This is a genomic window from Arthrobacter dokdonellae, from assembly GCF_003268655.1.
GTDB classification, from domain to species: domain Bacteria; phylum Actinomycetota; class Actinomycetes; order Actinomycetales; family Micrococcaceae; genus Specibacter; species Specibacter dokdonellae.
In genome coordinates, this window is sequence record NZ_CP029642.1 from 2,168,522 (window position 1) to 2,190,840 (window position 22,319).

The 22,319-nt window shown below is 69.3% G+C and carries 19 protein-coding genes; 3 read left to right on the forward strand and 16 right to left on the reverse strand.

Features of this window, described 5'->3' with window-relative positions; genetic code table 11:
* Positions 1-19: 19 nt before the first annotated feature.
* Genes DMB86_RS09565 through DMB86_RS09575 form a run of 3 tightly spaced genes read left to right on the forward strand, consistent with a single transcriptional unit; the run spans position 20 to position 2,205 of the window.
* Positions 20-559 (forward strand): ribonuclease FAU-1 family protein, encoded by a 540-nt coding sequence (locus DMB86_RS09565; RefSeq protein ID WP_113717561.1) that lies wholly within the window; start codon positions 20-22, stop codon positions 557-559.
* Positions 556-1,191 (forward strand): hypothetical protein, encoded by a 636-nt coding sequence (locus tag DMB86_RS09570; protein ID WP_113717562.1) that lies wholly within the window; start codon positions 556-558, stop codon positions 1,189-1,191. The genes DMB86_RS09565 and DMB86_RS09570 overlap by 4 nt, the downstream gene beginning before the upstream one ends.
* 36 nt (positions 1,192-1,227) lie before the next feature.
* Complete coding sequence (locus tag DMB86_RS09575) at positions 1,228-2,205, forward strand: aldo/keto reductase (protein WP_113717563.1); 978 nt, start codon at positions 1,228-1,230, stop codon at positions 2,203-2,205.
* A gap of 36 nt (positions 2,206-2,241) precedes the next feature.
* On the opposite strand, the gene DMB86_RS09580 is transcribed toward DMB86_RS09575, so the two are convergent.
* The 16 genes from DMB86_RS09580 to msrB all read right to left on the reverse strand — a co-directional run bounded on the left by DMB86_RS09580 (position 2,242) and on the right by msrB (position 22,309).
* The gene (locus DMB86_RS09580) at positions 2,242-3,693 is read right to left on the reverse strand and encodes a DHA2 family efflux MFS transporter permease subunit (protein WP_171814440.1); all 1,452 of its coding nucleotides are present in this window, start codon (positions 3,691-3,693) and stop codon (positions 2,242-2,244) included.
* 226 nt (positions 3,694-3,919) lie between these two features.
* Positions 3,920-4,453: a GNAT family N-acetyltransferase gene (locus DMB86_RS09585; protein ID WP_113717565.1), complete on the reverse strand. Its 534-nt coding sequence runs from the start codon at positions 4,451-4,453 to the stop codon at positions 3,920-3,922.
* A gap of 146 nt (positions 4,454-4,599) precedes the next feature.
* The gene (locus DMB86_RS09590) at positions 4,600-5,421 is read right to left on the reverse strand and encodes an SDR family oxidoreductase (protein ID WP_113717566.1); all 822 of its coding nucleotides are present in this window, start codon (positions 5,419-5,421) and stop codon (positions 4,600-4,602) included.
* On the reverse strand, positions 5,418-6,623 hold the full coding sequence (locus DMB86_RS09595; RefSeq protein WP_113717567.1) for an acyl-CoA dehydrogenase family protein: 1,206 nt from the start codon (positions 6,621-6,623) through the stop codon (positions 5,418-5,420). The genes DMB86_RS09590 and DMB86_RS09595 overlap by 4 nt, the downstream gene beginning before the upstream one ends.
* The gene (aroA, locus tag DMB86_RS09600; RefSeq protein ID WP_113719456.1) at positions 6,620-9,745 is read right to left on the reverse strand and encodes a 3-phosphoshikimate 1-carboxyvinyltransferase; all 3,126 of its coding nucleotides are present in this window, start codon (positions 9,743-9,745) and stop codon (positions 6,620-6,622) included. Before aroA ends, DMB86_RS09595 begins: the two co-directional genes overlap by 4 nt.
* A gap of 103 nt (positions 9,746-9,848) precedes the next feature.
* A complete protein-coding gene (locus tag DMB86_RS09605; RefSeq protein WP_227878689.1) occupies positions 9,849-11,441 on the reverse strand; it encodes a Na+/H+ antiporter in 1,593 nt (530 codons plus the stop codon).
* A gap of 101 nt (positions 11,442-11,542) precedes the next feature.
* Positions 11,543-11,905, reverse strand: a complete 363-nt coding sequence (locus tag DMB86_RS09610) for a TraR/DksA family transcriptional regulator (RefSeq protein ID WP_113717568.1) — start codon at positions 11,903-11,905, stop codon at positions 11,543-11,545.
* 53 nt (positions 11,906-11,958) lie between these two features.
* On the reverse strand, positions 11,959-12,447 hold the full coding sequence (locus DMB86_RS09615) for a Rieske (2Fe-2S) protein (RefSeq protein ID WP_113717569.1): 489 nt from the start codon (positions 12,445-12,447) through the stop codon (positions 11,959-11,961).
* A 101-nt stretch (positions 12,448-12,548) separates the two neighbouring features.
* On the reverse strand, positions 12,549-14,690 hold the full coding sequence (locus tag DMB86_RS09620; RefSeq protein WP_113717570.1) for a 3-hydroxyacyl-CoA dehydrogenase NAD-binding domain-containing protein: 2,142 nt from the start codon (positions 14,688-14,690) through the stop codon (positions 12,549-12,551).
* On the reverse strand, positions 14,687-15,991 hold the full coding sequence (locus DMB86_RS09625) for a thiolase family protein (RefSeq protein WP_113717571.1): 1,305 nt from the start codon (positions 15,989-15,991) through the stop codon (positions 14,687-14,689). The genes DMB86_RS09620 and DMB86_RS09625 overlap by 4 nt, the downstream gene beginning before the upstream one ends.
* A gap of 187 nt (positions 15,992-16,178) precedes the next feature.
* On the reverse strand, positions 16,179-17,618 hold the full coding sequence (locus tag DMB86_RS09630) for an HRDC domain-containing protein (RefSeq protein WP_113717572.1): 1,440 nt from the start codon (positions 17,616-17,618) through the stop codon (positions 16,179-16,181).
* Positions 17,619-17,689: 71 nt separating this feature from the next.
* The gene (locus DMB86_RS09635; protein WP_113717573.1) at positions 17,690-18,259 is read right to left on the reverse strand and encodes a DUF3000 domain-containing protein; all 570 of its coding nucleotides are present in this window, start codon (positions 18,257-18,259) and stop codon (positions 17,690-17,692) included.
* Between the two features lie 161 nt (positions 18,260-18,420).
* Positions 18,421-19,494: a threonine aldolase family protein gene (locus DMB86_RS09640; RefSeq protein WP_113717574.1), complete on the reverse strand. Its 1,074-nt coding sequence runs from the start codon at positions 19,492-19,494 to the stop codon at positions 18,421-18,423.
* Positions 19,495-19,504: 10 nt separating this feature from the next.
* The gene (locus DMB86_RS09645) at positions 19,505-20,305 is read right to left on the reverse strand and encodes an SDR family NAD(P)-dependent oxidoreductase (RefSeq protein ID WP_113717575.1); all 801 of its coding nucleotides are present in this window, start codon (positions 20,303-20,305) and stop codon (positions 19,505-19,507) included.
* Positions 20,306-20,323: 18 nt separating this feature from the next.
* Entirely contained in the window at positions 20,324-21,709 is a 1,386-nt protein-coding gene (locus DMB86_RS09650) for a DUF6421 family protein (protein ID WP_227878286.1), read from the reverse strand.
* Positions 21,710-21,895: 186 nt separating this feature from the next.
* Positions 21,896-22,309, reverse strand: coding sequence for a peptide-methionine (R)-S-oxide reductase MsrB (gene msrB, locus DMB86_RS09655; protein WP_113717576.1), 414 nt, complete (start codon positions 22,307-22,309; stop codon positions 21,896-21,898).
* Positions 22,310-22,319: the final 10 nt, after the last annotated feature.

The window sequence follows — 22,319 nt, forward strand, 5'->3', positions numbered from 1 at the left end:
GCCGGAGGCGCGTCCCGCCATGACACCCGCTCCCGGCGACCTGGTCGTTGCCCGCAACCGCAAGTACGACGGCACGCCGCACTGGGTGGTGCCCGGCCGCTATCTGGGTTCCGACAGCCACGGCCACTGGATATTCCAGGGCACCGGCGAATTCATTTCACGTCCCGGCGCCGCGCTCTACACCGCCTCCGACGCCGTCCTTCTCGTCCCGTACGCGGGCGACTGGGTGGCGACGTTTTTCGACGAGGCCCACCCGGGCGGTGTCGAACTCTACATTGACCTGGCCTGCGAGCTGTCCTGGAAGCGGATACGGCCCGCCGTGGTGGAATTCCACATGGTTGACATGGACCTGGACGTGGTCCGCACCAAGGACCGGGGGCTTTACGTGGACGACGAGGACGAATTCGACGAACACCGCCGTGAAATGCACTACCCGGCCGGACTGTGCGCCCGCATGGAATCGGCCGCCGCTGCCCTGATGGACGCCGCGGCGTCCCGACAGGCGCCCTTCGACGGCCGCGACGCGGCCTGGCTCACCCTGGGAAGGACACTGCCATGAGCGACACCGAGGATTCTTTGGACCCCGCCGACGGGACGGCCGCCGATCCAAACATCGTGCGCATGTACCGGGCGGACGACGCCGGGGCGCTGGTTTTCCGTGAAGCCTGGGTTGACGAGGGGGAGGCGGGGGAGGACGGCGCCTGGTTTGTGGTGAACCACGGAACCGTGGGCCGCCAAAGCACCTCCGACGAAACGGCGGTGGACGCCGTGGAGGAAGCCTTCGGTATGCTGGCGGCCTTCAGGGAGCAGTGCGTGGCCGACGGCTACGCGGAACTGCCCCGGGAAGACCAGTTTGTCGTGGTGGCCCAGTTCGCCCTGAAGAACGACCGCGTCACCGATCGGGACCGGCACCTGGAGGCAAGGGTCCGCGAGGCGCTCACCGCGCACCTGGCCTGGCGCGGCAGCGGGATCGTGGAAAAGACCGAGTTCAAAGGCGGTGCGCACGGCACCGGCAAGCTGAACATCTACATCCTGGCGCCCGACGCCGCCCGCGCCGTGGCCAACATCAAGGTATGCATCCGTGAGGAGAAGCTCGATTTCACGAAACTCTCCGTCGCCTCGGCGCCTGCCACCGACCTCGGCGCGCTCAAGGCCAAGCACGGTCCCGCCGGCGCCACCTTCTCGCTCTAGACGTCGGCGTCCGTCGCCATTGGATAGGGTGGAGCCATGACTGACTACCGCCAAGTGGGCACCTCGGGTCTGACCGTCTCCACCGTGGGGCTCGGGTGCAACAACCTGGGCCGCAACGGCACCGTGACACAGACGCAGGAGGGGAGCAACGCCGTCGTCCATGCCGCGCTGGACGCCGGCATCACGCTTTTCGACGTCGCCGACACCTACGGTAGGACCCCCGGCCTGAGCGAAACGATCCTCGGCAAGGCCCTGGGCGCCGAACGGGCCAACGTCATAGTGGCGACGAAAGTCGGCATGGACGCCTCGGGAGCCAACGGCGTGGACTGGGGGCGCCGCGGCTCCCGGAAGTACATCATCCAGTCCGTGGAGGCGTCGTTGCGGCGGCTGGGCACCGACTTCATCGACCTGTACCAGTTCCACACGCCGGACCCGTTCACCCCCATTGCCGAAACCCTCAGCGCCATGGACCGCCTCGTCCAGGACGGCAAGGTCCGGTACATCGGACACTCGAACATGGCCGGCTGGCAGGTCGCCGAGGCCGAGTTCACCGCCCGCGCCGTCGGCGGAAGCCGCTTCATTTCCAGCCAAAACCACTACAACCTGCTGGACCGTCGCGCCGAGCTGGAAGTGGTGCCCGCGGCGGAGGCCTACGGGCTGGGTGTGCTGCCGTACTTCCCGCTGGCCAACGGGCTGCTGACCGGCAAATACAGCTCCGGCACGGCACCGGAGGGCAGCCGGCTGACACACACGCGCCAGAACATGGTCTCCGACGCCGATCTTGGCCAGCTGAAGGCGTTTGGCGCCTTTGCCGCCGAACGCGGGCTCACCGAACTGGACGTGGCGTTCTCCTGGCTCGCGGCCCAGCCGTCGGTGGCAAGCGTCATCGCCGGGGCCACCAGGCCGGAACAAGTCCGGCAGAACGCCGCGTCGGCCTCGTGGACGCCGACGGCCGCCGACCTCGCCGCGCTTGACGCGATCTTCCCGCGGACGCCCAAGGTCGCCCTCTTCTAGCCGCCCAGCCGACGCTCCTGCGGTTGCGGGGCGCTTTCATGGCTTGTCGGCCAGTTCCTCCCCGGGTGCCGTGCGTCGCATGAGGGCGGCGAGGACCACGGCGCCCAGCGCCATGAACGTGGCCGCGAGGAAGGCGGCACGCATGCCCGCGACGAGGTCCCCGCGGGCGGAGACCAGCGCGTAGATGGCGACCAACAGCGCGGTCCCGGCCGCCCCGGCGACCTGCTGCAGCGTGCTCATGATGGCGGAGCCGTGAGAGTACAGGGCAGGCGGCAGCGGGTTGAGGCCAGTCGTGAAGGCGGGCGTGAACATGAGGGCCAGGCCCAGGTTGAGCGCCGTCTGGACGGTGATGATCCACCAGATGGCGGTGTGGCCGGTCAGTTGCGAGTACTGCCACAGGCACAGCACCATCAGGACGGAGCCGGAAACGGTCAAGGGCCGCGGTCCGATCCTGTCGAACAGCCGCCCAATGAACGGACCGGAGAGTCCCATGACGAGCCCGCCGGGCAGGAGGATCAAGCCCGTGGTCTGCGCGTCGACGTGCAGCACCGATTGCAGGTAGATGGGCAGCAGCAGGACGCCGCCGAAGAGCGCCATCATCGCCACGACCAAGAGCAGCGTGGAAACGGTGAACATGCGGTAGTTGAATGCGCGCAGGTCGAGCAGGGGAGCACCGCTGCGCTGCAGCCGCAGCTGGCGTGCCACGAAAAGGGCCATCGCAGCCACGCCGACAGACAGGGCGGCGATCGCAGGAACGTTGGGTCCGCTGCCCGGTGCCGCCGCCCCGATCTGGCTCAGGCCATAGACCACGCCGCCGAAGGCGGGGATGCTCAGGGCGACTGATCCGGCGTCGAGCTTCTGGTGCCCCGTTTCGCCCACGTTCGTCAGGAAGCGGGCGCCAACGGCCATGGCGGCCAGCGCCACCGGCAGGACAAAGATGAACATGAACCGCCAGGCAAAGTGCTCCAGAATGAAGCCGGAGACCGTCGGCCCCAGTGCGGGGGCAACGGAAATGGCAATCGTGACGTTGCCCATGACCATGCCGCGGCGTGCCACGGGCACCAGGGTCAGGATGGTGGTCATCAGCAGCGGAAGCATCACGGCCGTGCCGCAGGCCTGAATGACGCGCGCCAGCATGAGGACGGGGAATCCGGGCGCCGCAGCCGCCAGCGCAGTGCCGGCCGAGAAGAAGCCGATCGCCGTCAGGAACGCCTGCCGGGTGGTGAGGCGCTGGAGGATGAAACCCGTGGTGGGAATGACCACGGCCATGGTCAGCATGAAGCCGGTGGCGAGCCACTGCACAGTGCTCGAACTGACGCCGAGATCCGTCATGAGGCGCGGCAGGGCAACGTTCATGATGGTTTCGTTCAGGATGACGACGAACGTCGCCGCCAGCAGCGTGACGATGACGGTCGTGGACTGGCGCGACAACCTTGCCGTGGGATCAACCGTGGATTGGTTGACAGTGCCGGGAGTGTCCCGTGACATGGAGGACCTTAAGGGTGGAAAGCCGGGTGCGGGCGGCGGGAACAGGTTACACATCCTATGGCGCGGCGGTGAGGCTTGTCGAGACCTGGCCCGCCGCTGGTTGCGCTTGTTGAGACTCCGGCGTGCGCCGATTGTGCAGTTTTGGCGACGTACGACGCCGGTCACCCCGCCGTATCCGTGCCCTCGCCGCCCGTAGCGCCTTCAGCGGCCCGGCCGGGACCAGGCGTCAGCCGTGCAGGACCTTCTGGAACAGCACGTGGTCCTGCCAGGCGCCGTTGATCTTGATGTACTCCGGCGCCAGTCCGATCTCCACAAACCCGTTGCGTCCCAGCACCTTCCGGGAGCCCGTGTTGTGCCCCAGCGTCGCGGCCTGCAGCCGGTGAAGGCCCATTTCGGTGGCGAAGGAGGCGACGAAGGCCACGGCCGCCGTCGCAAGGCCGCGCCCCTGAAAGTCGCTGGCAATCCAGTAGCCGACGTGCCCGTTCTGGAATGCGCCGCGGACCACGTCGGTGAGGGAAATGCACCCCAACAGTTCGGAGCCGTCGAACATGGCCCAGAAGAAGCTGCGGCCGGCAGTCCGCTCGGCCAGTGAGGCGGACAGCCGCTCGTGCTGGCCGGCGGAGGTGTAGAAGCTGTCCGGACGGATCGGTTCCCACGGCTGCAGGTAGGTCCGGTTCCGTGCATAGGCAACCGCCAGGGCGTCGGCGTCGGACGGTTCAAGGGGACGGATGGAGACGGAGTCGTGGAGCGCAACAGTCATGCGTCCCAGCGTACGGGAGGCCGGCGCCGCACTCCGCCCGCGCACCCGGCGCCGCACTCCGCCCGCGCACCCGGGACCGCACCCCGTCCCCGCACCCGGCGCACCCGGCGCCGCACCCCGTCCCCGCACCCGGCGGCGCCCCGGGTCTACTCGCGCGTCGGCCGGTCCGGGAGCGTCAACGGCTCCGTGACCTGGTGGTAGTAGGGGGCCGCGGCCACCGTCATTCCGCCATCCACCACCAGGGTCTGCCCGGTCATGTACGCGGACTTGTCGGAGAGCAGGAATTCCACGGCGTTGGCCATGTCCGCGACAGTCCCGGGGCGTCCCAACGGGATGGTTTCCAGCACCCGCTCCATGGGCGCCATCCCAGGCATCCCGTAGAAATAGTCGAGCGAGTCGGATTGGATGAGTCCGCCGTTGACCCCGTTGACGTTGATGCCGTAGCCGGCAAATTCCACAGCCATGTAGCGGATGAACGACTCCACCGCCGCCTTGTACGGGCCCAGCGCGGCGTAGCTGGCGAAGCCGCGCGTGCTGCCGTAGCTGGTCACGGCCACGATCCGCCCGCCGTTGTCCATCAGCTTCACGGCCTCCTGCGCGCCCAGGACAAAAGGGCGCAGGTTCATGGCGTAGGAGCGGTCAAGGTGATGGACCTTCAGGTCCACGATCTTCTTGAACGCCGCGGCGGCGGCATTGTTGACGAAGTAGTCCAGGCGGCCGTACTCGGCGGCCGCGGCGTCGAACAGTTCAACAATGCCGGCAGGGTCCTCCACATCGGCCTTGACCGAGATGGCCCGCCCACCTAACCGCCGGGCCTCGGCGGCGACGTCGTCCGCCAGGTCCGCGTTCCGCCGGTAGTTGACGACGACGGCGGCCCCCTCCGCGGCGAGCGCCAGGGCCAGGTGCCTGCCGATCCCGCGCGACGAGCCGGTGATCAGGGCAATTTTTCCGTCGTACTTTCCGCTCACGCGCCTGCCTCTTCCTGTGCTGCCGCCCGGTCAAGGAGGTCCTTGGCAATGACCGTCTTCTGGATTTCGTTGGTGCCTTCCTCAAAGCGCTGGGCGCGGGCGTCCCGGTAAACCCTTTCGATGGGTTCGGACTTCCAGTAGCCCAGCCCGCCGTGGACCTGCAGGGCCTTGTCGGTGACGCGGGTGAGCATGTCCACCGCCGTCAGCTTCGCCATCGAGGACAGCGCCGCGGCGTCGCCCGCGACGTCCTCCCACTGCGCGGCGGCGTGCATGACCAGGGCCCGGGCGGCCTGGATGTCGGCGGCGTTTTCGGCCAGCATGAAGGCGATCGCCTGCCGGGAGGCGATGGGCTTGCCAAAGGTGACGCGCCGCCTGGCGTAGGCCACGGCCAGTTCCTGCGCCCGTTCGGCCAGGCCCACGCAGCTCATGGCCACCGAGATCCGGCTCGGCGTCAGGAAGCCGCCCAGCGCAATGGCCAGCCCGTCGCCCTCCCGCCCCAGCCGGTTGGCCACGGGCACGGGCGTGTCGCGGAACGTCAGCCGGGCGTGGTCGGTGCCGCGCACGCCCATGGTGTTCGAGGTGTCCTCCACGGTGGCGCCGGGGGATTCGCGCCCCACCAGCAGGGCCACCGTCCCGTCCTTGCCGAGGCTGCCTTCCAGCCGGGCGAACAGCAGCCAGTAGTCGCAGTCCACGCCGAAGGTGATCAGGTGCTTGTGGCCGTTGAGCAGGTACACGTCCCCGTCGCGGCGCACAGTGGAGGTGATGTCCGCACCGGTCCCGTTGTCGGGTTCGGTGAGCGTGAAGGCCACGGTGATGTCCCCGGCCACCGACGGCACCACGAATCGTTGGCGCTGTTCCTCGGTGGCGTGCGGGTTCATGGAGCGCCACGTGCCGTTGACCACGTGGACAATCATCCGGATCGACGCGTGCGACCGCGAGAACACCTCCATCAGGCCCATCCACTGCGTGAAGGAAAGCCCCGCACCGCCAAGTTCGCGCGGCGCGGCCAGCCCCAGAAAGCCGCGTTCCCTCAGCTCCGTCCGCAGAGTCGCCGGGACGGCGCCGGTGGCCTCGATCACGCCCGCCCACTTTTCGCCGGGCCCCTCCACCCACTCCGTCACCCCGGCGAGAAGCCGCTCGTAGCTTCCGGGGTCGACGGCGGTGCCGCGCCCGTCCAGGCCCGCCAGCTGGCCAACCGTCATGGCCGTCCCTCCCGTCCGTCGTCCGCTCCCTGCCCGCCGGGCGCCTGTCCGTCCGCGGACGACGCCGTACCTTGCGCCGGTGACGTCCCGTGCCCCGTGAGGGGCGCGAGCCGGGCGGCGCGTTCGCGGAGCACAAACTTCTGCACCTTGCCCACAATGTTGCGGGGGACCGCGTCCACGATCTCCAGCCGCTCGGGCCAGTAGTGCTTGCTGACGCCGTGGCCGTCCAGGAACTCCTGCATCCCGGCGAACGTCAGGCTGGCGCCGGGGGCCAGCGCGACAAAGAGGCAGGCACGTTCGCCCAGCCGGGCGTCGGGCATGGCCACGATGGCGGCCTCGCCGACGGCCGGGTGCGTGTGCAGCAGCTGTTCGATCTCGTAGACCGGCAGCTTCTCCCCGCCCCGGTTGATGACGTCCTTGACGCGCCCGGTGATGCGCAGGTAGCCGTCGTCGTCCAGGGTGGCCACGTCGCCTGTGCGGTACCAGTGGTCGGTCGTAAAGGTCTCCGCGGCCAGTTCGGGCCGGTCGAGGTAGCCGTCGAAGACGGTGTTGCTGGAGATCTCGAGGTTGCCGTCCGCGCCGGGGGGAAGCGGCCGGCCGTCGTCGTCGATGATGCGCAGCCGGACGCCCGGCAGCGCCCGGCCGTCGGTGCCCCAGGCCTTCGCCGGCGGGTCGTAGGGGGCGGAAAGGGTGGCAAGCCCGGTTTCCGTGGTGCCGAAGGCGCCGCAGACGGCGGCGCCGAGCACGCGGGTGGCGCGTTCGGCCAGGGCCCGGGGGACGGCGGCGCCGGTCACCACAAAGGTGTGCAGCCGCGCCGGGGCGCGCGCCCCGCCCTCAACCGCGTGCACCAGGTCGGTCAGAAACGGCGTGGCGGCCTGGACAAAGCTGCCCTCCCAGTTGTGGAGGACGGCGAGGGCACGGTCGGCGTCCCACACGCTTTGCACGATCTGCGGGGCACCCAGCACAAAGGCCAGCCACATGCCGTAGAGGAAGCCGGTCTGGTGCGCCAGCGGGGAGGGGATGAAGACGGTGTCGGATCCGCTCAGGCCGAGCTGGGCGGCCTGCAGCGCGGCGGCGCGGGAGAGCCTGCGGTGGGTGTGGACCACGCCCTTGGGCGGGCCGGAGGTGCCGGAGGTCAACAGAAGCTGGGCGTCGTCGTCGGGGCGGGGCGCGCGGGCGTCGATGGCGGCGCGGTCCACGTGCGCTGCTGCCCTGGCCTGGTGCCAGACCTGCCACCGCACCGGGCCCGGCGAGCCGGTGCCGGGCGGCATCAGCCGGGCCGTGCCGGGTGTGCCGTGGACCACAAACACGTGTTCCACCATGATGCCATCCAGCAACGGATCGCGCCCGGCCGCTGCCGCGTCCAGGAGGGCGGCCGTTTCGTCGGAGTGCTGGCGGCCGCGAAAGTTGTCGGCGACGATCAGGATCCTGGCCCGGGACTGCTGCAGCGCGTACGCCATTTCGCGCTGGCGGAAGATGGGCATGATGGGGCAGATGACGGCCCCGATCCGCATGGCCGCGGCGGCGATCACCACGAACTGGCGCCAGTTGGGCAGCTGCACGGCGATCCGCTCCCCGTGCTCCACGCCGAGGGAGAGGAACACCGCCGCGGCGCGGTCCACGTCGTCGTCCAGCGCCTGCCAGCTCAAGTGCGGGGCCGTGTCCCAGCGGGCGTCGACCACGGCCAGGGCGTGCGGCTTTTCCGCCGCCCACTTGCGGATCCAGTCGGAGGCGGTGAGCTCCCCGGCGGACTCCGCGCGGGCCAGGGAGTCGCTGACGGCGGCCTGCTCGGCCAGTGCCGTCGTGGCGCCCTCGCGCGCCGGACCGGCCTCCACCTCCATGTCCAGCCCCAGCGTCTGCATGGCGTCCAGGAACATGGGGTAGGAGATGCGGTAGGCGTTGGGGTAGGTGAGCAGGGAACGGCCCTCCGCGGCGGAGGCGGCAACGGCCAGCGACATCAGGACCCGGTGGTCGTTGAAGGACGAGAGGTGCGCGCTGGCCAGGCGCGGCACGCCGCGGACCCGCAGGTCGGTGCCGTCAAAGTCCAGGTCCGCGCCCATGGAGTTCAACTGCAGCATGGCCACCACACGGTCGGACTCCTTCAGGCGCACATGCTCCACATGGCGGAACACGCTTTCGCCGTCGGCAAGGGCCGCCATCACGGACAGCACCGGCAGCATGTCCGGCACGGTGCGGCAGTCCACCTCCACGGGGGCCAGCCGCATGCCGTTGTGGCGCACGCGCACGCAGTCCGCCCCGGCGTCGTATTTCATGGGAAGGCCCATGGCGGAGACGATGTCCAGGAGCTCGGACTCGGGGTGGTCGGTGCCGTCGGAACTGGTCTGGCGCAGGCCCTTGAGCAGGATGTCGGCGGGGTGCATCCCGGCCACGGCAAGGCCGAACGCGGCCGAGCCGATGTCCGGCGGCAGCACCAGGTCCACCGGGCGGGCCTGCTGGTTGGCCGGGATGTGGAAGCGCTGCCAGTCGCCGGCAACGTCCACCTGCAGGCCGAACTGGCGCATCATGCGCACGGTCAGCTCCACGTAGGTGCGCTCGTTCAACGGCCCGTCCACCACCACCGTTGTCGCATCGAGCGCGAACGGGGCGGCCATGAGCAGCCCCGACACCCATTGGGAGAGGGTGCCGGCAATGTGCACGACGCCTCCGGTGGGGCGGCGCGCCTTGACGTGCAGGGGCGGGCAGTCGTTGGGCGAATGGGCCTCGATGCCCATTTGGCCCAGTCCTGCCAGGAGCGGGCCGATGGGCCGATGGGCGAAGTATTTTTGGCCCGTGACCGTCACATCGCGGTCCGCCAGGGCGGCCAGTCCGGCCAGAAAGTACAGGGTGCTGCCGGAGCTGCCCGCGGACACCGTCCCGTTGCGCGCGCGATACGGCCCGCCGTGGACAATGAACGTATCCCCCTCCACCTCAATCCGCGTGCCGAGCGAGCGCAGGGCGGAGACGGTGTACTGCACGTGCCGGGCGTCGCTGAGGCCGCGGATCCGGCTGGTGCCGGGGGCCAGGGAGGCCAGGATCAGCGCGCGGTGGGCGTGGTATTTGGAGTTGGGGACCAGAACGGTCCCGCGGACAAGGTCGGTGGTTCCCACGACTGACAAATGCACAATTCGCACCCGATTCCCATTGACAAGGTCTCTGCGTCCGCCCGTACGGGGGCTTTGCTGCCAGCCTACGCGTTGACGGCGGGAATGGGCAGGGGCGTTTTTATCAGTCCGGCACCAACATGGTGCGTAAATCCAGGCGGCGCAGCACCTGGTCGGCAGCGACCGTGTCCGAGCCCGTTTCGCCGCGCGCGGTCACCATTTCCTGCCGGGCTGCGTCGAGGGCAAGGGACTGGACGGCGATGGCCCAGCCCCGGAACTCGGAGCGTTCCTCCTTGGCCGCGTCGGTGGGCGTGCCCGCCAGCTCAGTGTGGAGCTGCAGCAGCTGCCTTTTGACCCATTCGATCCTCTTCTCATCCACGCCGTCGAGGAGATCGGAAGCCTGCACGGCAGCCATGGCCGCGCCCTCGGCCCGGGAAGCGAGATCCTGCTCGATCTCCTTTTGCGTTTCCGGCGATTCCGACAGGCGAAGCCGTTTCATCAGCCACGGCAAGGTCAATCCCGGCAAGACCAGCGTGCTCAACAGTACGGCCACGGCCAACAGGACTATCTGCGCGCGGCCTGGGAACGGCGAGCCGTCAGCCAGCGTGGACGGCAGGGCCAGTGCAAGCGCCAACGTTGCCAGTCCGCGCATGCCGCACCAGGTGAGCGCCGCGACGTCCTTCGCGTTCGACGGCGGTGCGCCGGCTCCGCGACGCCGGCTCGGCAGCACCAGCAGTGCCAGCCACGCGGCGCGGACGGCAAAGCAGAGGACGCAGATCAGTGCCGCCGGCCAGGTCAGCGCGCCAATGTTCGTCTCCTGGCCTTCGGCGGCCTGGCGGACTTCCAAGCCCACCAGGCCAAAGGCGACGCCCGTCACCATCAGCTCCACCACGTCCCAGAAGGCGGTAACGGTGACCCGCTCCTGCGCAGCACCGGCGCGGCTGCCGCGCCTGATCTCCAAGGCCGTGACGACGACGGCAACGACGCCCGAGGCGTGGACCGAATCCGCCGCTATGTACACCGCGAACGGGACCACCAGGGTGACCGCGCTGTGCCCCACGGGATTGGTGACATAGTCCATCAGCTTCTTGGTGACCCAGCCGGCGGCCAGGCCGATGGCGGCCGCGCCGACGGCCCCGAGCAGAAATGAAACGATGATGCCGGGCCCTACGTCCTGGCCGGCCACGGCAGCCGCGACGGCCGTCTGAAAAATGACGATGGCGGTGGCGTCGTTGAACAACCCCTCGCTCTGCAGCACACCGCTCAGCCGGCGGGGCATCCGGACCTTCCCGGCAATGGACTCCACGGCGACCGGATCAGGCGGGGCCACCATGGCGCCGAGGGCGATGGCCGCCGGTATGCCTATTCCGGGCACCAGCAACCAGGCGGCCCCCGCCACCGTTGCCGTCGTCACCACGACCAGCGCAACCGCCAACAACACGATGCTGCGCCAGCGAACCCGGAACACGGACCATGATGACTTCAACGCGGTGGCGAACAGCAGCGGCGGCAAAAAGAGCGGCAGAATCAGTTCGGGCTCGATTTTGACCTGCGGGAACCCGGGGATGAATGCCGCACCGGCAGAAAGAATAATCATCAGCACCGGATACGGCAGACGGATGCGGTCCCCGAGCCCAACCATGAGGACCGTAGCCAGCATCAATCCAACAATCACTGCCAAGGTTCCCAACGCCACCACCACCGCTTTTTCGTTCATCAGGGACTAAAAACAGCGTAGTCGTCAATCCCCGACGCGTCGGCGGCATCCGGGGCAGTGATGGTGTTGGCGCCCTCCGCGGTGCATGGCGGGGGCCGGCATCAATGCTCGCGCGCCCGAATCCCGGCACAGGTCACGCAGTGCCTCGCCTCCGGCCGGATCTCGAGCCGTTCGGCCGGAACCGGTTGCCCGCAACGTTCACAAATGCCGAAGGTTCCGTGCGCCAGTCGCTCCTGCGCTTCCCGCAACTCAGCCACTTGGGCGTCAAGGAACGCCAACAGGGCAACGGCCCGCTCCCGCTCCAACGTCACGGTGGACCCTTCGGGGTCGTGTTCATCATCCGCCGGCGTATCGCGGTGGGCGAGCGTCACTTCACGGATTTCACCGCGCAGCCTGGTGACCTGTCCCCGCGCATGTTCCACGCGCGCGGCCAATAACTCCCGGAACAGCTCGTCATGAGGCATCCCTTAGGCTACCCCGATCGCGGCGGGCGCGTCAGGATGCCCGTGGCGGCCGGTCAGACCCTCACGGTGATCCAGTCGCCGTCGATGGCCGCCGCGAAACGGGGCAGCGCCTCCCTGGCGGGCCCGGACACCACCGTGCCGTCGGTCCCCTTGAACACCGAGCTGTGGCACGGGCACTTGAAGTCGGCGCCGTCAGGCGCCACCGCGCAGCCGGCATGCGTGCACACGTCGCTGTAGGCCAGCACCGTGGCCGCGTCCGGACGGTAGATCACCACGTTGACCCCGTTGGCCGTGCCCGCGGCGGTGGCGCCGACGGCCAGCTCGGAGACCTTTCCCACCCGCACCGGCGTCCCCGTGGTGGGGATGGGTTGCGGCGCGGACACCCTTTTGGAGGCCGGTGACGCTGCCGGCACGCACCCGGCCAGCGCCAGGGCACAGGCGCCGCCGGAGACGGCGGTGGTGGCCCGGAGGACGTTGCGGCGGCTGGGGGAGGACACAGGGGACGACGCAGCGGACGACACGGGGGAAGGCTCAAGAGTCATGGGATTATTCCTACCAGCGAAGTCTGGGCGTTGGCCAAGTGGCACGACGCCGGCCGCTCACCCAAGGTGAGCGGCCGGCGTCGTGCGTGGGCAACGGGGTGTTAGGCGGTGTGGAAGCGCCTGCCGTTGACACGCTCCGAGGCGCCCGTGCGGTCCAGGTACGGGGTGATGCCGCCCAGGTGCATGGGCCAGCCGGCGCCGAGGATCATGCACAGGTCGATGTCCTCCGGCCCTGCGACCACGCCCTCGGCCAGCATGAGGCCGATCTCCTCGGCGAGGGCGTCCCGGGTCCTGCCCAGCAGTTCCTCGGCGGTGGAGGGCGTGGTGCCGAAGGACAGCAGGGCCAGGGTGTCGGCCGGAATATGGTGCGAGCCGTCCTCCGTCTTCTCCCACAGCCCCTTTTTGCCGGCGTCGACGAGCGCCTGCAGGTTGGCAGAGACGGCGATCCGGTCGCCGAACGCGGCGTGCATGGACTCCGTGACGTGCTGTGCCACGGGCAGGCCGACCATGGCGAGCAGCGTGAAAGGGGTCATCGGCAGGCCCAGGGGGCGCAGCGCGGTGTCGGCCGTGTGGGCGTCGGTGCCCTCGTCGAAGGCCTGAAAGACCTCGCTCATGAGGCGCAGCAGCACGCGGTTCACCACAAATGCGGCCGCGTCCTTGACCAGCACGGCAGTCTTGCGCAGCGCCTTGGCGGTGGCAAAGGCGGTGGCGAGGGCGGCGTCGTCGGTCTTGGGTGCCCGGACGATCTCCAGCAGCGGCATGAGCGCCACGGGGTTGAAGAAGTGGAACCCCACCAGCCGTTCGGGGTGTTCCAGGCCCTCCGCCATGGCCGTCACGGACAGTGAGGAGGTGTTCGTGGCCAGGATGCACTCCGGGGAGACGATGGCCTCCACCTCGGCAAACACCTGCTTCTTGACCTCGAGCTCTTCAAACACGGCCTCGATCACGAAGTCGGCGTCGGAGAACGCCTCCTTGGACACGGATCCGGTGACCAGCGCCTTCGTGCGGTTCGCGGCGTCCGGGCTGATGCGGCCCTTGGCCAGCAGCTTGTCCACTTCGCCGTGCACGTAGCCCACACCCTTGTCCACGCGTTCCTGGTCAATGTCTGTCATGACGACGGGCACCTTGAGCAGCCGCGCGAAGAGCAGCGCGAACTGCCCGGCCATGAGGCCGGCGCCCACCACGCCGACCTTGGTGACGGGACGGGCCAGCTTGGCGTCGGGCGCGCCGGCCGGGCGCTTGCCGCGCTTTTGCACCAGGTCCAGGAACGCGTACACGGTGTCGCGGAACTGGGGCGTCTGCATGAGGTCCGCCAGCGCGTCTTCCTCGGCCGCAAAGGACTCCGCGCGGGTGAAGTTCCTGCCCTTCTCCAGCAGTTCGATCACGCGGGCCGGTGCCGGGGCGGCGTTGGAGGTCTTGGCCTCCACCAAGGCCTTGGCATGTTCGACGGCGGCATCCCAGGCCGCGCTGTCCGCCTCGCTCAACGGCTCGGAGACAGCATGGGGGCGGGCGGGCGTCTCGGCACCTGCCAGGACGCGGGCGGCCCAGTTGACCGACTGCTCCACGAAGTCCGCCGGTTCAAAGATCGCGTCGGCAATGCCGAGCTTGAAGGCGGCCGCGCCGCTGAGGGTGCGGTTGTTGGAGAGGGGGTTTTCCAGCATGACCGTCACGGCGTTGGCCGGGCCGATGAGGCGGGGGAGCAGGTAGACGCCGCCCCAGCCGGGCACCAGGCCCAGGAAGGCTTCGGGCAGGCCCAGCGCGCCGGCGCCGGTGGACACCGTGCGGTAGGTGGCGTTGAGGGCAATTTCCAGGCCGCCGCCCAGGGCCAGGCCGTTGATGAACACGAAGCTGGGCACGCCCAGGTCGTTCAGCGTGGAGTAGACGTCGTGCCCCAGGCGGGCCATCAGGCGTCCTGCGTCCTTGTCCTTGAGGCTCTTCACGGCGGAGAGGTCGGCGCCGGCCGCCAGAAAGTACGGCTTGCCGGTGACGCCGACGCCGGCAATCTCGCCGCGCGCCGCCCTGTCCCGCTGCGCCTCCAGGACGGTGCCCAGTTCCACGAGCGTGTTGGGGCCGAGCGTGCTGGGCCGGCGGTGGTCCAGGCTGTTGTCCAGGGTGATCAGGGCAAGGGTGCCGGCGCTCGGGGCGCCGTCCACGCCGGGCAGGGGGATGTCCTGGACGTAGGAGTGTGTCACCACCTCGTCGGGGACAAGGTCCGTGAGCTGCTGGAAATCCCGGGCGCTCATGCTGCGCTCCCTTCGTCGTCGGTGGTTGAGCCTGGGGCCACGGCAGCAGGGTTTCCTGGCCGAGCTTGCGAGGTTAGGGGGCGGCCGGGGAGCGAAACCGTCGGGGTCCAGTGCGGGTTTTCCCAGATGACGGTGGCGCCCATGCCCAGGCCGATGCACATGGTGGTCAGCCCCAAGCGCACCGACGGGTCTTCCTCGAACTGCCGGGCCAGCTGGGTCATGAGGCGTACGCCGGATGACGCGAGGGGATGGCCGACGGCGATGGCGCCGCCGTAGCGGTTGACGCGCGGGTCGTCGTCGGCGATGCCGAAGTGGTCCAGGAAGCTGAGCACCTGGACGGCGAAGGCCTCGTTGATTTCAATCAGGCCGATGTCCTCGATGCCGAGTCCGGCCAGCTTGAGGGCCTTTTCGGTGGCGGGGACCGGCCCGATCCCCATGACCTCGGGCTCGACGCCGGCGAAGGCGAACTGGACCAGGCGCATTTTCACCGGCAGGCCGAGCTCGGCGGCGGCGTCGGACGAGGCCAGAAGGGCCATGGTGGCGCCGTCGTTGAGGCCGGCGGCGTTGCCCGCCGTGACCCGCCCGTGGGCGCGGAACGGGGTGCGCAGCGCGGCCAGGTCCTCGAGGGTGGTGCCGGGCCGGGGAGGCTCGTCCACGGTGTTGACGGTCCAGCCCTGGCCGGGCTTCATCGTGGCGACGGGCACCAGGTCCGGCTGGATCCGGCCGTTCGCGCTGGCCGCGGCGAACTTGGCCTGGCTGGCCACGGCATACGCGTCCGTGCGGTCCTTGGTGATGGCGGGGAAGCGGTCATGCAGGTTCTCCGCGGTGTTGCCCATGGTCAGGGCGGCGGGGTCCACGATCCGCTCGCTCATGAAGCGGGGGTTGGGGTCGGCGCCGGCGCCCATGGGATGGTGTCCCATGTGCTCCACGCCGCCTGCCAGGACCACGTCGTACGAGCCGACGCCGATGCCGGAGGCGGTGGTGGTCACGGCGGTCATGGCGCCGGCGCACATGCGGTCGATGGCGAAGCCGGGGACTGACTTCGGCAGGCCCGCGAGCAGCGCGGCGGTGCGGCCGATGGTCAGGCCCTGGTCGCCGGTCTGCGTGGTCGCGGCGATGGCCACCTCGTCAATGCGTTCCGCCGGCAGCTGGGGGTTGCGGCGCATCAGTTCGCGGATGCACTTGACCACCAGGTCGTCGGCGCGGGTGTTGGCGTAGAGGCCCACGTCCGAGGCCCGTCCGAAGGGGGTGCGGACACCGTCAACGAAGACGACGTCCCTGATCTGCCGATTCTGGCTCACGTATGGCTCCTCAGTGCGAAAGACATGCCTGCGCCGCGCGCCTCACGGGAGGCGCGCAGTTGTGTCACACATCATGTTACTCGTCAGTAACTAAAGAGTTCAACACGAGGGTTCAAGCGATCGGGCACGCAGAAGGGGTGCAAGGAGCTGGCGCGGGCCTGCACGCCGCGGGGAGCGACCGGGGGCGTCAGGCGTCGTCGCCGTTTTGGGTGTGCCTGGACTCCTTGGGCGGCAGGGGTGCCGGGTCGGACATGGCCTCCGCCAGCAGCGGCGCGGTCATTTCGACCTGCCACGCGCGGGCGCCCAGTTCGGCCAGGGCGGCCGCGACGGAGGCCTCCGTGATGGCCGACGGCGGCCGCCAGCAGATGCGCCGCAGGTGGTCCGGGGTGAGGATGTTCTCGGCCGGAATGTTTAGGTGCTGTGAGAGGTCGTTGAGCCGCGTCCGGGCCGTGGCGAGGCGTGCGGCGGCTGCGGCGTCGCGGTCGGCCCACACCCGCGGGGGCGGCGGGGCGTTGGTGGAAACCTGCAGCGGCGGCAGGTCCGTGCTTGCCTTGGCCGTCTGCAGCGCATGGAGCCACTTGGGGGCGTCACGCTTGGCGGCGCGGCCGTGGAACCCGGCCAGGTTCAACAACGCCGGAACGGTGGAGGGCATGGCCTTGGCCGCGGCAATGATGGCGGAGTCGGGGATCAGCCGGCTGGGGGCGACGTCGCGGTGTTCGGCCAGCTTGTCCCGGGTCTGCCAGAGCTCGCGGACCGCGGCGAGCTGGACGCGGTTGCGGATGGAGTGCGCGCCCGAGGTGCGCCGCCACGGGTCGACGCGCGGTGCCGGAACGCCGGCGTCAATGAGGTGCTGGAATTCCTGGGCTGCATAGTCGAGCTTGCCGTCGCTGGCCAGCACGGCCACGAGTTCTTCCTCGAGCTCTGCCAGCACTTCCACGTCGAGCGCCGCGTAGCGCAGCCACGGCTCGGGCAGGGGGCGGCGCGACCAGTCCGCGGCGGAATGTTCCTTCGCCAGGTGGTACCCCAACAGGGATTCGACGACGGCCCCGAGGCCCACGCGCGGCAGGCCGGCTATGCGGGCGGCCAGTTCCGTGTCAAAGAGCTTGTCCGGCCACATGCCGACTTCGGCCAGGCACGGCAGGTCCTGGCTGGCCGCGTGGAGGATCCACTCCACGCCGCGCAGGGCCTCGTCGATGATCTTCAGGTCCCCGAACGCTTCGGGGTCGATGAGCCAGGTGCCGGCGGCTTCCCGGCGGATCTGCACCAGAAAGGCGCGCTGTCCGTAACGGAAGCCGGAGGCCCTTTCGGTGTCCACCGCCGCCGGCCCTTGGCCCGCGGCCAGGGCGGCGGCGCAGCGCTGGAGCGCGGGAACCGTGGAAATGACTTCGGGAACGCCGTCGCGCGGCATGTCCAGCTCCACCAGTTCCGGCAGGTCGCCGAGCTCCACCCGCAGGCCGTCAATCACCACCGAGGTCAACGGCGGCTCCGCGACTCCGGTGGAGGGCGGGGCTCCGCAGGAAGCCTGTGTGGCGGATGCGGCAGCCGGTTGGTTGTGCCGGGGAGTGCCCAACCCGGTGGATTTTTTGTTCCGGACGCGACGGTGGGCTGTGGTGGCAGGTTCACTCATGATGCCTTCAGTCTAGCGAACGCCGTTCAGGCCCCACGATCGGCGGCAGGATCGTCAGCAGGGGAGGGCCGTCAGCGCTTGCGGCGCTGGGGCAGGAGGGTTACGCCGTCGGGCACGGGAGGCAGGCCGGCAAAGGTGCACACCATGGTGGACCAGGCCTCCAGGTGCGCCGTCATGGCCGGGCTGGTGGGGGTCCAGGAGGCACGCAGTTCGATGTCGATCGCGTCCGGGCGTTCGGCCAGCGTGCCGTAGCTTTCGGAGAGGATGCGCGTGGCCGTGCCGCCGGCGGCACGGTGGTCGGCGCCGTGGTCGTCCAGGGCCTCCACCAGCCAGGCCCAGGCGACGTTGCCCAGCAAGGCGTCGTTGCCGATGTCCGCCTCCAGCTCGGCGCGGATGTAGGTGATGATCCGGAACGTGCCTTCCCACAGGGACGATCCGTTGGGGTCGTACAGCAGGATGAAGCGCCCGGTGGCGATCTCCTCGCCGTCGCTCATGATTTCCGCGCCGAGGGCCACGCCATAGGGGGCCAGCCGGGACGGGGCCGGGATTTCCGCGAGCTTGAGCTCGGGGCGGTTCCGGGCGGTACGCAGCGACGCCAGGGCCGTCTGGAAGTCTGCCGGAAGCTGCGGTTGTGCGCTCACCTAGGCAGGCTATGGCGTCCCCGGGCCGATTTGACGCAGGCGCGCCGCCGCGTCGCTCCCCGGCGCGCCGCCGCGCCGCTCCCTGGCGCGCCGCCGCGTCGCTCCCGGGCGTGCAGCAGTGCGCGGCCGGGCGTGCAGCAGTGCGCGGCCGGGCGCCTGCCCTAGGCGCCGACCTCGCCGCGGATCGCCGCCACAAACGCGTCGATGTCGTCCTCGGTGGTGTCGAAGGAGCACATCCAGCGCACCTCGCGGGCGGCCTCGTTCCAGTCGTAGAAGCGGAACCTGGTGCGCAGCCGGTCCGCGACGCCTTCGGGCAGGACGGCGAAGATGCCGTTGGACTCGGTGGCCTGCGTGGGCTGGACGCCGGGGATCGCGTCGACGGCGGCACGCAGCCTGGCTGCCATCGCGTTGGCGTGGCCGGCCGATTTCAGCCACAGGCCGTCCTCCAGCAGGGCGAGCAGCTGCGCGGAGATGAAGCGCATCTTGGAGGCCAGCTGCATGTTCATCTTGCGCAGGTAGATCAGCCCGTCCGCCGCCCCGGGGTTGAGCGCCACGACGGCCTCGCCGAACATGATGCCGTTCTTGGTGCCGCCAAAGGAGAGGATGTCCACGCCGGCCTCGGAGGTGAACTCGCGGACCGGGACGTTGAGGAAGGCCGCCGCGTTGGCCAGCCGCGCGCCGTCCATGTGGACCTTCATGCCCAGCGAGTGGGCGTGGTCGCAGATGGCCTTGACCTCGGCGGGGGTGTAGCAGGTGCCCAGTTCCGTGGTCTGGGTGATGGAGACGGCCAGCGGCTGGGCGCGGTGCTCGTCGCCAAAGCCCCAGGCCTCCTTGTCGATCAGTTCCGGCGTCAGCTTTCCGTCGGGGGCGGGCACGGCCAGCAGCTTCATCCCGCCCACTCGTTCCGGGGCGCCGTTTTCGTCGCGGTTGATGTGGGCGGTCTGCGCGCACACCACGGCTCCCCAGCGCGGCAGCAGCGACTGCAGGGCCGTGACGTTGGCGCCCGTGCCGTTGAACACCGGGAACACCTCAACGGGCCGGTCAAACAGTTCCACCAGCTTGTCCTGCAGCCGTGCGGTGTATACGTCCTCACCGTAGGAAACCTGGTGGCCCTCGTTTGCCGCGGCGAGAGCGGCCAGCACCTCCGGATGGACCCCGGAATAGTTGTCCGAGGCAAAGCTGCGGACCGCGGGGTCGTGGAGGCGGGCGGGGGAGGAAACGGTGTCAGTGGTCACTGCAAGCCTTCTAGTTGAGTTCGATGCGGTTGCCGTTGAGCTGCACCGCGGGAGTGGAAAAGAGCCGCACCACAGTCTGCCCCAGGACGGCAACGTCGGTGAAACCGGGAAATTTTCGTTCGGGGGAGGCGGCGCGCATGGCGTCGTCCACGAGGGCCTTCACCACCAGCACGACGCCGGCCGGCCCGTCGCCGGCCGGCACCGCTTCCGCCGTGGTTGCGCCGCCGGCGGCGCCCGCCGTGGCCGGTCCGGCCGAGGCCAGCAGCTCCCCGGCGGCGGCGCCGATCACGGCATCCGCGGCCAGTCCGGCGGCCAGCGCCTGGATCCAGGTCTCGGCCGCCGCCTTGATGGCGGCGTAGTTCGCGTTGCCCGGTGTGGGGGCCGTGACGGAGGTGGAGGAGACGATGGCGATCCGGCCCGTCGGGGAGGCCGCGATGTCGTCGTAAAACGCACGCGTGGTGTTGCGCAGGGTGGTCAGCACGGAGCGGTGCAGGAAGTCCCAGTCCGCGTCCGACTGCGCTGCCAGTCCCTTGCCGCCGCGCCAGCCGCCCACCAGGTGGATCAGGCCTCCGACCGGGCCATGCTCGCGGTGGATGGTGTCCGCCAGGCCGGCGACGGCCGCAGGGTCCGAGAGGTCGCACACGAGGGGGACGGCACCGCCGGCAAGGGCGGCCGCCGCCCCGATGCGTCCGCCGTCGGACCCTGCGGTGAGGACGCGGAATCCGGCGGACACCAGCGCGGCGGCAACGGCGATGCCGGCGGCGCTGCTGCCGCCGGCCACGAGCACGAGCGGTGCGGGAGTTGGTTTCATGCCTCCAACAGTACCCACTTACGCTTCGCTGGCGCCGGTGATGCCGGAGGTGGACTCAATGACGCCGCGCATCTTCTTTGAGAGGGCCTCGTAGAACATGGAAAGCGGGAATTCGTCGTCCATGACCTGGTCGGTGACCTCGCGCAGCGGGGCCGTCAGCGGCAGCGCGTCCGGGCCCTTGGCCCAGGTCGAGGCCGGGTTGGGCGTCAGCGTGCCGGAAACGAGGGCGTAGGCGGCCAACCAATGCGCCAGCTTGGGCCGGTCGATGGAGCGCCAGTACAGGTCCTCGATCTCATGGCCCAGGGCGATGACCATGTCCGGCACCTCCGCCCAGTCGATGGTCAGCTTGGTGTCGGTCCAGTGCAACACGTGGTGCTGGTGGAGCCAGGCGAACAGCAGCTGCCCGCCCAGGCCGTCGTAGTTGCGCACCCGCGTTCCGGTGATGGCGAAGCGGAAGATCCGGTCAAAGATGACGGCGTACTGGACCAGCTTGGCGTGGCGGCGCGCCTCGGGGGAGGCGGTTTCGTCGTGCTCCACCGCCACGGATTCGCGGTACGCGGTCAGGTCGCAGCGCAGCTCCTCCAGCGAGTACAGGAAGTACGGCATGCGCTGCTTGATCATGAACGGATCGAAGGGAAGGTCCCCGCGCATGTGCGTGCGGTCGTGGATCAGGTCCCACATGACGAACGTTTCCTGCGTCAGCGACTGGCTGTCCAGAAGCTCGACGGCGTCCGCCGGCAGGTCCAGCCGGGTCACCGCCGCGGCCTCCCGGACCACGCGGCGGAAGCGCGCGGCCTCGCGGTCCTGGAAGATGGCGCCCCAGGTGAACGTCGGCGTCTCGCGGACGGCGACGCTTTCCGGGAACAGCACAGCGGAGTTGCTGTCGTAGCCGCGGGTGAAGTCGATGAAGCGCAGCGGCACAAACAGCTTGTTGGAGTAGTTGCCGGCTTCCAGTTCGCCGATGAACTCCGGCCAGATGACCTCCACCAGCACGGCCTCCACGAAGCGGGAGGTGGAGCCGTTCTGCGTGTACATGGGGAACACCACCAGGTGGCCCAGCCCGTCCACCCGTTGCTCCTGCTGGTTGAAGGCCAGCAGGGAGTCGAGGAAGTCCGGGACGCCCAGCCCGGCCGCCACCCACTTCTCGAAGTCGGCCACGGCCAGGCGCAGGTAGTCGGAGTCGTGCGGGAAGTGCGGGGCCAGCTCCTGGATGGAACCGGTGACGGTGCCGATCAGTTCCTTGGCGCGCGCGTGGTCTTCCGGATCCGGGACGGAGCCGTCCTTGGCCTGGACGTCCTGCAGGCTGGTGGCCGCCTTCTTCAGGGCCAGCCACGCCGGGTCGGTGGCGAGCGCCTGGTGGCTGGTTCCGGGGGCGGTTCCCCGTGCTTCCGCAGTGATGCTCATGTCGGAGTCATCCTTTCCAAGGTGTGGCGGCATTTTTTTCGAGCCTACCAATGGAACAGGAAATCTTATGTTCAATATTCCTGAGCAACAGTTATTATCGTGCTCGAGGGCCGGAAAAAGCGGCGCTGCCCCAGCATTGGATATGCTGGGCGCGCCGCCGGGGACGCCAGGTCCGCGTGCGCCTGCTCAGGGGGTCTTCAACGTCAACGACACCGAGTTGATGCAAAAGCGCTGGTCGGTCGGGGTGTCATAGCCCTCGCCCTCGAAAAGGTGGCCCAGGTGGGAATCGCACGCCGCGCAGCGGACTTCAACGCGCTTCATGCCCAGGGAATTATCGTGCAGGTACCGCACCGTCCCCTCCGCCAGCGGCGCATAGAAGGAAGGCCAGCCGCAGTGCGAGGAGAACTTTTCGCGGGACGTGAACAGTTCGGCCCCGCAGGCCCGGCACGCGTACACCCCTTCCTGCGTGGAATCCCAGTACTCGCCGGTGAACGGCCTCTCGGTGCCGGCCTGGCGAAGCACCGCAAACTCCTCGGGTGTCAGTTCCTGCTTCCATTGTTCGTCGGTCTTCACTACGGATGGTGCAACAAAATCGCTCATGTTGTCCTTA

Bases quoted from the DNA above. Each gene is read 5' to 3' on its own strand.
- DMB86_RS09610 (WP_113717568.1), bottom strand. From the start codon at position 11,905: ATGCCTCATGACGAGCTGTTCCGGGAGTTATTGGCCGCGCGCGTGGAA.
- DMB86_RS09580 (WP_171814440.1), bottom strand. From the start codon at position 3,693: ATGTCACGGGACACTCCCGGCACTGTCAACCAATCCACGGTTGATCCC.
- DMB86_RS09620 (WP_113717570.1), bottom strand. From the start codon at position 14,690: ATGAGCGCCCGGGATTTCCAGCAGCTCACGGACCTTGTCCCCGACGAG.
- DMB86_RS09630 (WP_113717572.1), bottom strand. From the start codon at position 17,618: ATGAGTGAACCTGCCACCACAGCCCACCGTCGCGTCCGGAACAAAAAA.
- DMB86_RS09645 (WP_113717575.1), bottom strand. From the start codon at position 20,305: ATGAAACCAACTCCCGCACCGCTCGTGCTCGTGGCCGGCGGCAGCAGC.
- DMB86_RS09570 (WP_113717562.1), top strand. From the start codon at position 556: ATGAGCGACACCGAGGATTCTTTGGACCCCGCCGACGGGACGGCCGCC.
- DMB86_RS09565 (WP_113717561.1), top strand. From the start codon at position 20: ATGACACCCGCTCCCGGCGACCTGGTCGTTGCCCGCAACCGCAAGTAC.
- msrB (WP_113717576.1), bottom strand. From the start codon at position 22,309: ATGAGCGATTTTGTTGCACCATCCGTAGTGAAGACCGACGAACAATGG.
- DMB86_RS09605 (WP_227878689.1), bottom strand. From the start codon at position 11,441: ATGAACGAAAAAGCGGTGGTGGTGGCGTTGGGAACCTTGGCAGTGATT.
- DMB86_RS09650 (WP_227878286.1), bottom strand. From the start codon at position 21,709: ATGAGCATCACTGCGGAAGCACGGGGAACCGCCCCCGGAACCAGCCAC.
- DMB86_RS09585 (WP_113717565.1), bottom strand. From the start codon at position 4,453: ATGACTGTTGCGCTCCACGACTCCGTCTCCATCCGTCCCCTTGAACCG.
- DMB86_RS09575 (WP_113717563.1), top strand. From the start codon at position 1,228: ATGACTGACTACCGCCAAGTGGGCACCTCGGGTCTGACCGTCTCCACC.
- DMB86_RS09595 (WP_113717567.1), bottom strand. From the start codon at position 6,623: ATGACGGTTGGCCAGCTGGCGGGCCTGGACGGGCGCGGCACCGCCGTC.
- DMB86_RS09615 (WP_113717569.1), bottom strand. From the start codon at position 12,447: ATGACTCTTGAGCCTTCCCCCGTGTCGTCCGCTGCGTCGTCCCCTGTG.